This is a genomic window from Acetitomaculum ruminis DSM 5522 (assembly GCF_900112085.1).
Taxonomy (GTDB): Bacteria; Bacillota; Clostridia; order Lachnospirales; family Lachnospiraceae; genus Acetitomaculum; species Acetitomaculum ruminis.
The window spans coordinates 15599-29664 of sequence record NZ_FOJY01000006.1; the positions used below are offsets into that span (position 1 = coordinate 15599).

5 protein-coding genes are annotated in these 14066 nt (G+C 32.6%); 3 read left to right on the forward strand and 2 right to left on the reverse strand.

Features of this window, described 5'->3' with window-relative positions; all coding sequences use genetic code 11:
* Positions 1-7 precede the first annotated feature (7 nt).
* Both BM153_RS04910 and BM153_RS04915 read left to right on the forward strand, forming a co-directional pair.
* On the forward strand, positions 8-2119 hold the full coding sequence (locus BM153_RS04910) for a leucine-rich repeat domain-containing protein (protein ID WP_092871345.1): 2112 nt from the start codon (positions 8-10) through the stop codon (positions 2117-2119).
* 247 nt (positions 2120-2366) lie between these two features.
* Entirely contained in the window at positions 2367-5735 is a 3369-nt protein-coding gene (locus BM153_RS04915; protein ID WP_177205576.1) for an EAL domain-containing protein, read from the forward strand.
* 49 nt (positions 5736-5784) lie between these two features.
* Here BM153_RS04915 and BM153_RS04920 read toward each other — a convergent pair whose 3' ends face one another.
* Positions 5785-7152 carry a nitrogenase component 1 gene (locus BM153_RS04920; protein WP_092871349.1) on the reverse strand — a complete coding sequence of 456 codons (1368 nt, stop codon included), beginning with the start codon at positions 7150-7152 and terminating at the stop codon, positions 5785-5787.
* Positions 7118-9334 (reverse strand): nitrogenase component 1, encoded by a 2217-nt coding sequence (locus BM153_RS04925; RefSeq protein ID WP_092871351.1) that lies wholly within the window; start codon positions 9332-9334, stop codon positions 7118-7120. The genes BM153_RS04920 and BM153_RS04925 overlap by 35 nt, the downstream gene beginning before the upstream one ends.
* 316 nt (positions 9335-9650) lie before the next feature.
* Here BM153_RS04925 and BM153_RS04930 point away from each other — a divergent pair, with 316 nt between their 5' ends.
* Positions 9651-13925, forward strand: a complete 4275-nt coding sequence (locus BM153_RS04930; RefSeq protein ID WP_092871353.1) for an EAL domain-containing protein — start codon at positions 9651-9653, stop codon at positions 13923-13925.
* Positions 13926-14066 lie beyond the last annotated feature (141 nt).

The following is a 14066-nucleotide window of genomic DNA, read 5'->3' on the forward strand; positions in this document are numbered from 1 at the left end:
AAGAAAAATGAAAAAAGATTTAAGAACTAAAACAATAAAAAAAGTAGCAATCATTGGTTTCTTTTCAATGATGATGGTGTCTATGTCACCAAAAATTAAAGCAGATGCGGCAGTGACATTTAATCTTAATGCTAAAGAATATGGCAGTGATTCAGAAAATTACTATCTGGATGATACGCTGGAATTTACGGTTATTGATGAGGATAAAAAATATGTGTCTGTAAAATACGCTTTGGATGAATCCTACGAAGAATATGACGGATATGAAAAATTTACAATTCCGTCAAAAGTAATAAAAGATGATGTTGAATACAGTGTTGTGGATATTGAGGATTTTACTAATTATGAAGGGGCTTCTTTGGTAATTCCGGATACAGTTTCAACGATTTCGGATACTGCCTTTAAAGGTTGTACATATATTGAAAACATAGTTGTATCAGAAGGAAATAATGATATTAAAGTGATTGATGGGGTTTTGTACAAGGATAAAGGAAAAACTCTTATATTTTATCCTCTATCAAAGGAAGAAAATACTTTTACAGTACCTGATGAGGTTACAGGTATATGTTCAGAGGCCTTCGTTCATAGTTATTCAAAATTTAATGCAATAAAAACACTTAATCTTGGAGCGGGAATTAAGGATTTTGAACCTTTAAGTCTTAACAACTGTGGAAATCTTACAAGCTTAACTGTAAGTGAAAATAATGCATATTTTAGTGCAAAGGAAAGTGTATTGTTTGACAAAACCGGCAGAGAATTATTGTATTATCTTCCATCAAAAGAGGATACCTGTTATAACATTTCAAAAGAGGTTGTCAAAATAGGTAATCAGGCTTTTGAAAATGCCATTAAACTAGAAGAAATTACTGTAGAAGAAAATGTTGAAAATGTAGGCGAAAAAGCTTTTGCTAATTGTCAGAATCTGAAAAAGATAAGCTTTTTAGGAGTTATAACCCTGGGAAAAGAGGCTTTTTCAAGGGATACAAGTCTTGAAGAAGTAACATTGCCGGATAATCTTGAAACAATAGATGATGAAGCTTTTTATGGTTGCAGTTCTTTAAAAGAAATAATTATCCCGGCAAGTGTTAAAAATATTGGGAAGAATGTATTCTTTCAAAAATATAATTCTAATAGTCTTAAAAAAGTAACCATGAAAACTTTTTATAAAGATGAAAGCCTTCCGGTTTTAGCTGTGGATAACAATGGAAAAATAAATTCATTTAAAGGACTTGAGATTTCAGGATTTGAGGCGGTTTTTGAAGTTGCAACACAGGCTTTAAAGGATCTTCTTACAAGTGCCGGTATTTCACCTGAGAATATTAATGTTGATTCTGGTCTGATTGAAAAAACAAAAAAGCAAATAGCTGATGAAGAAGCTGGAAAAGCAGTTAATGAGCTTATAAATACAATTGGTGAAGTGACTTACCAAAAAGAGTGTAAAGAAAAAATAGATGAAGCTTTAAAAGCCTATGAAGAAGAAATAGAAAAAGACAAAGAGGCAGGAGAAGAAGTTTTTTTACTGATTAAAAAAATTGGGAAAGTAAAATTTACAAAAGAGTGTAAAAACTTAATAGATAGGGCAAGAAATGCTTATGATTTACTAACTGATAAGCAAAAAGCTTATGTTAAAAATATAGAAATATTAGAGAAGGCAGAGAAGACATATAAGAAATTACAAGAAGATGCCAATAAAAAGAAAGTAGTAACTTTAAATGGAATTACTTATGAATTAAATAAGAATACTGTCATTGTTAAAAGTTCTCAAAAAAATATAAAGAAGGCAATAATTCCAGCCAAGATAAAAATTGCAGGTAAGTTTTATAAGGTAACTAAAATAAATGCTAAAGCATTTTCAGGAAGAAAACAGCTTAAAACAATAATTATTGGAGAGAATATTAATACCATAGAAAAAGAGGCTTTTTCTAATACTAGTGCCCTTAGTTTAATTCATATTAAAACCAAAAATCTTACTTCAAAAAAAATAGATAACAAGGCTTTTTACAAAGCAGGAGGGAAAAATTATAAAAAACTGGTTATCATAAGTCCTAAAGGAAAAAAGAATATTTATAACAGGATTCTTATTAAAAAGGGAATAAATAAAAAATCAATATTTAAATAGAAAACCTTTCTTTCAAAATACTTAACAAAAAGCGCTATACCCGGTCAAAGGATATAGTGCTTTTTTGCTGAGAGAATTTCCCTGTAAATATATTGAATATCACAATTTTGACGATACAAGTATTGAGATTTTAGAAGAAATGTACATGTTAAAAAATGAAAGATGATGTGGATACTTGTGAAATATACATCTTTGTTTCACTATATAAAAGACTACAGATATAATGGGGTCTGGCGAGGGGAGAAAGATGGATTTTATTAATATACTTAAAAAATATATTAGAAGTGGAAAAAAAATAAAGCCGGTTCAAAAATTTGGACATGTCTTTGCCATCAGGGCAATTGTTCGGATTTTTGCGGTGATTTTCTTATTAGGGTATTTATCAGGGACTTTCATGGTAGGATATGCCAATGAAACCTATGAAGATAAGAAAAACAGATGGGTGAAGAATCATGATACCATAACTATAGGTTATCTGGATGATTATTCGCCTTTTACTGATGTCAGAAAACGCTTTGGTGAAGATGATAAAGTAAGTGATGCTGCCTACGGTATCTTTATAGATATTATTAAATACTCTTTTAAAAAACTGAATATTTATGACTATTACAAAGAGGATGAAATAATCTATCAAAGTTATGAAAGTTTTGAAGAAATGGTCAGTGATTTAAAAAAAGGAAAAATTGACCTTATGGCACCGGGGTTTGATAATGATACCTATGCCGAGGAAAATGATCTTTTACAAAGTTATGATATTGCTACCTGCGAGATGCTTTATATTTATAAAGACAAGGAAAATATTTTTAATGATGTCTCAAAGGAAGATTCCACAAAAAAAGTTGCCGTTTCTGAAAATATTTTTATTCAGGAAAAGTATCTTATGAAGTCTTATAATATGCATGAAGACAGGCTTTTAAAGAGAAAGTCATTAAACGAATGTCTGGAAGCGGTAAAAAAAGGCTTAGTTGCAGGTACCATTATGAACTCCTATGGTGCAAAGGTGGTTTTAAGAAACTATAGTGATTTAAAAACTATAAGTTTAAAGGATGAAGTAAGTTTTTGCTTTTATTCTTCCAAAAAAAATAAAGACTTAATGGCAATAATCAACAAGGGAATATCTTTTTATGGATTTGATAATATATCTGAATCCCTGATAAAAAACACTGATATTGCATATGGAATCTATAATGATGATGTGGCTTCTTTTATAAAACAGCACAGTTTAGTTATTTTTGGCTGTTGTCTGGCTGTTGTTTCCTTAATAATCTTTCTTATAATGCTTTCTGTCACCAAGGACAGAGAGGGAAGAAGATTTAATGATATGGCTCACAGAGATATAATGACAGAATTGTTAAACAGAAGAGCCTATGAGGAAGAATACTCCAAATTGATAAAAAAAGGCAGAAATCTGGATAGAAATCTGATTTATGCCTGTTTGGATGTAAATGATTTAAAGGGAACAAATGATGCTTTGGGACACGCAGCAGGAGATGAGCTTATTATAGCTACTGCAAAATGTATAAAAGAAGTTGTTAATAATAAGGGAAATATTTATAGAATCGGCGGAGATGAATTTGTTGCCATATTTACCGCAGGCAAACTGGAATTTGAAAATATGAAAAACCAGATGGTAACAGCCTTTGATAACTGGACCGGAATTATGGTAAAGAGTCTTTCGGTTTCCGTTGGATTTGCCAGTTCCAGGGAGTTTTCCAATGCTACGGTGGAAGAACTGGCTCGTATTGCAGATGGCAGAATGTATAAGGAAAAATTCGCTAGAAAGGATACCTATAAAGTAAGAACAAATACCGGAACCATAAGGGATGTGGAAGGCTATGGATTTTTATATAAAAACGAGGAGGAACAGGCACTTTTAGATGCTTTTATGCTGGCATATTCTGCTCAGTATGACACCTTAACGGGAATACCTACCATGTCATACTTTTTAGAAATGATAAATTCTTCTTATAACAGTAAAAATTTCGCTTCAAAAAACCCTGCAATGATTACCTTTAATTTTAATGATTTTAAAAACTATAACTTTAGGTTTGGTCTTCAGGGGGGAGATGAGCTTCTTGTTATTTTTGCCAAAATTCTTGAAGAGATTTTTGGTATGGAAAATATATCCCGTTTTGGGGAGGACAGATTTTATGCATTTTCTACAGAGGAAGAAGTAGAAGAAAAGGTTAAAAAAGTATTTGAGGAAATGTCAAAGGCAAATGAGGGAAAGACCTTAAGTGTAAGAGCTGGAATATATGTTTATTCTAAAGAAGAGGAGGCAAAACGCCATGCCAGCTCAGCCTGTGATAAGGCAAGAATTGCCTGTGAGCACAATAAAAAAAGCAGGGAATCCTCCTACAGATTTTTTGATTCGGAAATGGATAAGGAAATTAAATGGAGAAACTTTATTATATACAATCTTGATAATGCAATAGAAAATGGTCATATTATTCCTTTTTATCAGCCTCAGGTTCTTGCCATAAATAATGAAATCTATGGTTTTGAGGCATTGACAAGATGGATTGACCCCCAAAGAGGAATGTTGTTACCGGGAGATTTTATACCGATTTTAGAGGAATACAATATTACATATAAGCTGGATAAATATATAGCAAATATGGTAGCAAAGGATATGTTAAAAATTATTGAGGAAGGAAGAGAGCCTTTACCGGTTTCGGTTAACATATCCCGGTCTGATTTTTTAATGTCAAATCCTTGCGATGATTTAATAAGTATTGTGGAGGAGTATGAACTTCCAAGAGAATTATTCAAAGTAGAAATAACAGAATCAAATATTATATCTGACCCCTACAGAATGAAAAAGGAGATAGAAAAATTTAGATCAGAGGGATTTCAGGTATTAATGGATGATTTTGGAAGCGGACAATCTTCCCTTGGAACCTTAAGAGACTTTGAATTTGATGCCATAAAAATAGATATGGGATTTATGAAAAATTTTGATGAAAGATCAAAAAGCATCATAAAACCTATAGTAATGATGGCAAGGAGTCTGGGAATTCATTCTTTGACAGAGGGTGTTGAAAACAAGGAACAGTTGGATTTTTTAAGAGAAATCGGATGTGAATTTATTCAGGGCTATTATTATGGAAAACCGGCACCTTTTGAAAGCCTTTACAAAGAAGGAAGAGGTGTTGGAAAGCTGGTAATTAACGAAGCAGTAAAGAACAGACAAAAAAAGAATTTGTTAAATAAGAAAGAGAAAAGCAAAGATAAAGACAATGAGCAGGATATGGCTATAGAAATCTTTAAGAAAATTTATAATACCGTACATGCATTAAATCTTGAAGAAGATTATTATGAAGAAATCGTGGCAAATTATTCAATTCATAAGTTTATGGGGGAAAAAGGAAGCCTAAGTTCAGCCATGTCGAAGGTTACCAGAGTTTTAGCTACAAAGGACAATCTAGATGATATATGGGAATTTGTCAATATTAATACCTTGCCCCAAAGACTTTCTGATAGTGATTTTATTGAATATGATTTTAAGTCAAATACCGGAGAATGGATTAAGAGCGCATTTTTTGTATTAAAAAGAGACAATAATAATAAGGTTGTTAAAGTCTTGTTTGTAACCAGATATATCACAAAAAAATAATAATGAAATCTCCGGATGCCAAAAAAAAATATCAGCATCCGGAGAATTATTATAAATTAGACATTAAACCGTTTAACACCTGTTCTATTAAAAACAAACTGCCTTTAAATCCAAAGTGAGCTTTTGGAATTATGTCAGTATATCCCATTCCTGGAAGTGCGATTTCAATACCGCAAAAAATATGCTTATTAAGCTTTAATGAGGCTATAGTATTGGCATTTCCAAAAACCAGTTCAGCTTTACTTTCTTGAATATCCTTAAAGACATCCTTGAAAACTTCCTCTTTTTGAGCATGCTTACTTAAAAGCTCTTTGGTTTTTTCTTCAAGAATTTCATTTTCAGGTCCTACAAGACTTAAACATTCCGGAAGCATTCCCAGATAGTCCATAAAAAATTTGCTGTAGGAATAAATCTGTGACCAGTTTCCCTCCAGGGCAAAATATACTCCCTTGGGCTTTCCATAGCGTAAAAAGGTTTGATTTATGTAATACCAGGCTTTGGCTCTGCTTTTTTCTGCCTCTTGTTTAACAAGATTTTCTTCTATTTCATAGTTTTTACTTTTTAAAAGCTCACAAAGATCTTTTACCATTTTTTCTATGGCATCAAAACCAATTGGCAAACAATCGCATACATAAAAATCAGTACCGTAAGCTTCCTTTAATTTTTGGGCTGTTTCAAGACTTCTTTCCGGATAAAGGACTATATTTAAGTCTGCATTTGGTATTTTTTTAATATCTTCCAAAGAGGATTCCATACACAAAAAGCAGCCTGTATCAATGTCCATTTTTGTAAAAATATTCATTAGTTCTGCCTTATTTCCTTCATGGTATAAGTCATAAATTGACAAGCCAAGAATATTTACAAGGGGTCTTTTGTGAGTGATATTTTTAATTTTTTCATTGGTTAAAATCGAATCTAACAATAAATTTGAAGCTTTTTTATATCCGTCATCAAAATCCTCAGATAACCCCGGAGATTCTATAACCACTACAGGAATGTCAAGTAGTTCTTTGGCAAGAAGGGACGGATTATCCCCTATAAGGCAGGCTCCCGGAGAGTTGATTATTGCCATAATATCAAAATCAATATTATCTCTAAGATAGATTATGGCATCTTTAATTTTGGGAAGAGTCCCGTAAACATAATCATAGCCATCTAAATATGTGCAAGGTACCCTTGGCTGCATGAAAAAATAATTATTTAAAAAGGTATTACTTACAGGTTTTTTCTCATTATCATCTTCACCGGGAACATAAAGAATTGGTCTTATAGTTAAAAATTCCGAAGTAGAACTATGATAAAACTTGCAACCCATAGGTCCGTTAATAAGAACAATGATATTTTTTACTCCCTCTAAAGCCATGATACTGCCTGTTATGGAATCAGGCGAAATATTTTTCGAATAATGCTTTGTCATTCATCCACTCTCCATTTCTTTTTGTTTCAAAAAGCTTAGCCCAGCGTTTTAATATATTAATTCCCGATTGAAATCCGCAAACTAAAGTCATGGGAATTGCCTCAGCTACATAATCTCCAGCTCCCACTCTTTGGGTATGGTTGGAAATTACAAGATCAGGATGAAGCTTTTTGATATAATCTTTGGCAGTATCCCAATGAGTATATTCTTCAACTTTTATTTTTGAATCCTCGGTTATCATAATATCTTGGTGCAGGTAATTAATAACACCTATCCACACAAATTTCATTCCCACATCCTTGCAGGCAGAAATCAGCCAGTCAAGATTGGTATTAATAGTGGTCATAAGGATTGTTTTTCCATTAAGAACAGGTTTTAACATAGCTATTTCTTTTTCATAGATTTCTTTTTGATTTTCTACGATTCCATAAAGCTTATCTTTGCAGTTAAAAAATTCTGCTAATTCATTGAGCCATTTAACGGTCTGCTTAAAGCCTATAGGAAAAGATTTTTCAATAAAATTCACTTGATAATTGTCCTTAAGCCAGCTTTCAAGCATTCTTCCTGTTGGATTATCATCGGCAATGAGGTTTAAAGATGCTTTTTTAAAATTAATAATATTTTGTGTGGTGGTATCTCCTCCTAAGCGACAGTTTATTTCAATTCCCAATTTGTCTAAAAAAGACTTAATTGTGTTAAAATTAATGCTGCTGTTATTGGAAACTCCGGTTTCGTTTATAATATTTACAAATTTTCCACAGGGGATGATATCTTTATTTGCAAGCTTTTCCATAAGGATATGCCTGCACATTTCTATCCCCTTCATATAGTCGCCTTCAATATCCCCGTCTGCATTTATGGCTATAATCAAAGTATCTTTGGTAGACATTTCCTCAATCTGCTTTATATCATCACCGATAATACCACTGACACAGGAACTGATAACAATTATAAGTTTTGGTTTATTTAAAAGAGCCTCCGTAACTTTTTTTCTTAATTTATCCATTCCTCCAAATACCGCATCTGCGTGGTTCATATTTGTGGAAAAAAAGTTGGGATTTAGGGAAGAGGGCATAAGAATACCCCTGTTAAACAGATTTCTCCTTCCCGGGGATGTAATATTTTGCCAGGCATAAAATGAGCATGCTTTGGGAGCATGAGCTATTATGTAGGCATCTCTGACATGTATAGCTTCTGTGGTGGCACCATTAAAGGCACAGCCATAAAGAGGCATACGCTCAGGTACTTCCTCCTTTAAAGAATTATCCAAACAAGAATCTGAAAAATCCTTATTATCAATATCAGACTTAATAACAAGGTCATTATTATCAGTTGATTTTTCTTCAAATACTTTTCTTCTTTTTTCAGTTCCCAAAACTACATTTTCCAGTTCATCATCATCTAAAGGAAGAGCCTTATAAAGAGGTAACTGACCGTCAATATAATCAGCTATTTTAGTAAAAATTTCCTTTTCAGCCTCAAAACCCTCAATTTCCATAACAGTCATATTTTCTTCTTCAGCATAAGAAAAGGCATTGCTTCTTGGAACTTTGACAATAATGGGAAGATTAACGGCTTTGGCAAAACGATTTACCCTGCCGTCCTCATCACTTATTTTTCTTTCGTTATAAATTATTCCTGCTACTCGTTTTCCATTTTCACCGTCATAGTTTCTAACCCCTCTTAAGATATTGTTGGCAGCATAAAGGGACATATATTCTCCGCTGGTAACTAAAAAAACTGCATCGGCATATTCCTTCCTTACAGGAACGGCGAAACCTCCGCATACCACATCTCCCAAAACATCATATAAAATCCGGTTACAATCATCCTTTGCATGATGCTTCTTTAAAAACTCAAAGGCTGATATTACACCCCTTCCGGCACATCCCACACCGGGACGTGGGCCCCCTGCTTCTATACACTTTATTCCAAAACAGCCCTTTCTTAAAACATCAGAAAGAAGAGCCTTATCTTCTGGAGTTTTTCTTAAATATTCCACCACTGTGGGGATAATTTCCCCGTGCATAAGATATCTTGTGGAATCATGTTTAGGATCGCAGCCTATTTGCATAACCTTATTGCCCTTAATAGCTAGGGCAGCAGAAATATTTGCGCTTATGGTGGATTTTCCTATACCGCCTTTTCCATAAACGGCAAATTCTATTTTATTTTTATTCAATAATTATCACCCCTTAAAAAATAAAGACCATAAATAATATTTGTTAATAAGAATATTTTAACACTTATTTTAATAATACAAATACCTGAATATTAAACGGACGATATTTTTTCTTACCAAAAATAAAAAAATATTAAATAATCCCTTTTTAAATTTATTAATTGATAATGTTGATAATGTGAAATTCATATATAAGGTGCGAATTTAGTAATAATAATTACTGTTTTAGTTCTGACAGAATTGGAAAAATTGTTAATGCCGATAAAGATAATGATAGGTGGAGTGGGATAATAATGAATAAAAGAGGAACTTTTTGATGGAAGAGAATGAATACGCAAAATCTGATTTGAATAAAGAACTAATAACAAAGGTTATATCCTTTATGCCGGGAGGCTTCTTTATCTATCGTGCAGATGATAAAGAAGAGTTTTTGTATGCCAATAAAATGCTTTTAAACATATTAGAATGTGATACAACACAGGAGTTTTATGAGCTGACAGGTGGTACTTTTAAGGGAATGGTTTTGCAAGCTGATTTGGAGTTTGTAGAAGAAAATATTAATAATCAGGTAAAAAACAATGCAGACAGGCGAAATAATGCGGTATACAGGGTAAAAACAAAAAATGGTCTTATAAAAAGTGTGGCTGATTTTGGGATATATGTGGAAGATCCCAAAGAAGGTCCTCTTTATTATGTTTTTATTACTGATGCAAAGATAGGTTACGATGTTTTAACGGGACTTCCAAATCGTGACACATTTTTTGGAAATGTGATGGAAGATTTGGAGGAAATTCAAAAAAGTGAAGATATACCTGTGATGGTGGCCTTTGATTTAAGGGGATTGAGAGGATTTAATATAAAATATGGTATTTCAGAAGGGGATAAACTTCTAAATATTTTCGCCAATATTTTAAGAAAACATTTTGGTAAAGATAAGTGTTCCAGGTTTGAAAAAGACCAGTTTTATGCCCATACCCTAAAAAATATTTATGAAGAAAAAATAAAAAGTGTCTTTGATGACATGAAAATCGCAAATGAAGGAAAGACCTTGTATGTAAAGGCGGGAGTCTGTGATTATGAAAAGGATCTTTTGGTAAATGTATATTGTGACAGAGCCAGGATGGCCTGTGATATTCAAAAGGCCACTTATGAATCAGGTTATGGAATTTTTGACGAAACCTTGTCAAAAAATTATGAAAACAGGGAATACATTCTTAGTCATTTTGATGAAGCTTTAGAAAAGGGGTGGATTAAGGTTTACTTTCAGCCGGTAATAAGAACCCTTACAAATATGGTATGTAGCGTAGAAGCTTTAATTAGGTGGATTGACCCTGTAAGAGGCTTTATTTCACCGGGAGATTTTGTGCCTTTATTGGAGGAAAACGGACTTTCTTATAAACTGGATACCTATATGATAAACAAGGTTGCACAAGTACAAGAACAAGCCATGATTAAGGGACGTATTGTGATTCCGGTTTCAGTTAATATTTCCCGTTCGGATTTTGAACATTGCGATATAGTAGATGTGGTAGTCAGGGCTTTGGATGAGCACAATCTAAGAAGAAAATTAATTTGTGTAGAGATTACTGAAAGTGCCTTCATTACTGACGAAGGAATACTTGATGAAGCAATAAGGCGTTTTCATGAAGCAGGTATTGAGGTGTGGATGGACGACTTTGGAAGCGGTTATTCTTCCCTTAATGTCCTTAAAGACTTTAAATTTGATGAAATAAAAATAGATATGCTTTTCCTTAGAAATTTTGGGGAAAGGTCAAAGGTTATTGTTACAAAAGTTGTAGAAATGGCTAAAAGTCTGGGAATTCATACTTTAGCAGAAGGTGTGGAGACAGAAGAACAACTGAAATTTTTAAAAAGCATAGGTTGTGAAAAAATACAGGGCTATTATTATTCCAAGGCTATGCCTTATGATGACCAGATAAGACATTTAAATAATAAGGGAATGACATCGGAAACAAATGAACTGGCGGCCTTATATGAAAAAACCGGACTGGTTAATCTGGTATCCTATAGAGCTTTGGCACTTATTTTTTATAATGGTGAAAGTTTTGTAACCCTTTATGGTAATGAGAAATATAATATGACAATTAAGGATGCCGAGGTGAAAATCGGCAGAAACAGGGATGATAAGGAAAATAATAATATAACTCCGGATATAAAGTTTATAAAACTGGCTGAAAAAGCAATTCACAGTAAGAGTGAAGAGCCTATGACTTTTGTTAATAAAGACAAATATTTTTACTTTTCATTTAAGGAGATAGCCAGCAGCAGAAATGGCAGTATGCTTTTAGCTACCATTGACGGCTCGATTTATGAAACCAGAGAACAAAATAACAGACTTGATGATATTATGAGAAATATTATGTCTGTTTATGAAAGTATTTATCTTATAGATTTAAATGAAGACAGCAGATTTATCGTAGTAAGTAATCTTCCTAACGAAAAAGTGGGGGATGTTGCTTATAATCTAAGAGACTTTTATTACAATTACAATGCCAGATTAATCTTTCATGAGGATACAGACAGGTGGGGTGAATTTATAAAAATATTCAATGAAAAAAGAGAAGATTTTCACTTACAAAATGGCAGTATTTCAGAAGCTTTTCGTGTAAAAAATCCCATGGGAAATTATGAATGGACAGAATTTACGGTAATTGAATTAAAAGAAAACAGATATAACAGATATTTGATTTGTACAAAAACCTCGGCTTTTGAAGAAAACAATATGACTAAAGTGGATAATAGCGATATAAACAAGGAACTGGTAGAAAAAAATGTTTATGATGCCATAAAACACGGCTCCCCTATTAAATTCTTCTGGAAAGATACAAATAGAAGATTTGTAGGTGTCAGTGATGAATTTTTAAAGTATTACGGCTTTTCTTCATACAAAGAGGTAGTTGGAAAATGCGATGAAGAAGTTGGATGGCATATAAATGATGAGCTTTTAAAAAGTATAGAAGAAGAAGTTTTAAATAAGGGCAAGGTTTTTAAAAATGTATTGGCGCAAAATATCGTAGATGGAGCAGTTCATAATATAGCCACTACCAAATTTCCGATTTACAATGAAGGAAAAATAGTAGGTCTTATGGGATATATGATAGATCTGGATGAAGATATTAATGCAAATATTAAACTTAAAAGTGGTAGCTTTATAGATGAACTGACAGGTCTTATGAATATAAACGGACAGATTGTTTCTATTACGGAATTAGGTGATAATCTTAGAATCAATGGCGAGGATTATTCATATACCTGTTTGGAAGTTTTGAGTTTTACTGATATTATGAATGATTATGGTAAAAAAATAGCAGAAAGACTTATATTAAAGGTATCAAGAATAATTAAAGAAACCTTTGGTGTAAAAGCTGTTGTATCAAGGGTTTATGCCGGAAGTTTTGGAATATGTCTTAGAGGTGCAAGTTTTAATTATAGTGAAGAATTGGCTCAAAAGTGCATAGAAAGCATTAACAAAATCAAAGAAGTAGGTGGAATGACCTGTTATGTATATGCCCAGGCCGGTGTGGCTATGGGAAGTGAATGTGATACCATACATGAGCTTTTAATGGTAGCAAAAAACAGAATGATTGCCAAAAGCAGGTTTAGTGACAATGTTTCAAAGATTTATTCAGTTTATAATATGTATGGAAATTATAATTATATGAAACCTGATCCTTATATTGATATACCGGCTTGCTATTTTATTGGAAAGGTTCGTTTAAATGAGGATTTAAATGGAGCTGAGGACTTTGAATTTTGCTATGTCAATAAGGCTTATTGTGAATATATTGGTAAACAATATGATGACCTTGTGGGAAAAGGCTATATGGAGCTGTTTTACGAAAATGCCGATCCAAGCTGGGTTTACATCGGTTATAGTGCGGCTGTGCTGGGAGAAAGGATAAGAACCAGAAAAAAGAGCAGTATCACGGGATTATGGACAGATTCTCTTGTGGTTCCTGCTGCCAAATATGGATATTTTATAACCTTGTTGATGGATATTACAGAAAATTATGAGAAACAGAAAAAACTTCAGGATATTAAGGACAGAGATGAAATTATATTAAGAATTGCCAATCTTATGATGAGGGAAAATGATATAAATGTAGCTATGTCTAGTGTCCTTTCTATTTTGAATGAATCAATTTTTGCTGACAGGTTATACATAATGATAATAAAGGATGGAAGATTTAGAATGGCCACGGAATTATGTGCTTTAGGAGCTCAGGAAAACAAGAAAACAACCCAGAATGAATCTATAGATATTTTTGAAAAAAGTGGAAAAATTCTGGGTATGACAGATTATATTCACTTTAATAATGTTGATATTTTCAAGGAAAAAGACAGTGAAATATATGAATATTACAGGGAAAAGAATGTCAGAAGTATATTGTTGGTTCCTTTATATGGAGAAAAAGAGTTGCTAGGCTACATAGGTACTGACAACTACGAAATCAATAATACGGAATATGTTTTGGATTTGTTAAAGAGAGTGTCATTTTTCGTATCCTCCAGACTGATGTTTTATAATATTCTTAAGGCTGAAGGATTGACAAAAGACGAATACGAATAAAGATATAATTCATAAAATTATTCCGGACAGGAAATCTCATGTGTTAAAGATTTGTTTCTGTATACCAATTGATATAAATTATCTGTAAATATGAGAAAAATTCTTGATAATTCCCTTATGCAATTGAATATTATAAAAAAA

Excerpts from the sequence above, each read along its gene's own strand:
- BM153_RS04915 (WP_177205576.1), top strand. The coding sequence starts at position 2,367 with ATGGATTTTATTAATATACTTAAAAAATATATTAGAAGTGGAAAAAAA.
- BM153_RS04930 (WP_092871353.1), top strand. The coding sequence starts at position 9,651 with ATGGAAGAGAATGAATACGCAAAATCTGATTTGAATAAAGAACTAATA.
- BM153_RS04910 (WP_092871345.1), top strand. The coding sequence starts at position 8 with ATGAAAAAAGATTTAAGAACTAAAACAATAAAAAAAGTAGCAATCATT.
- BM153_RS04920 (WP_092871349.1), bottom strand. The coding sequence starts at position 7,152 with ATGACAAAGCATTATTCGAAAAATATTTCGCCTGATTCCATAACAGGC.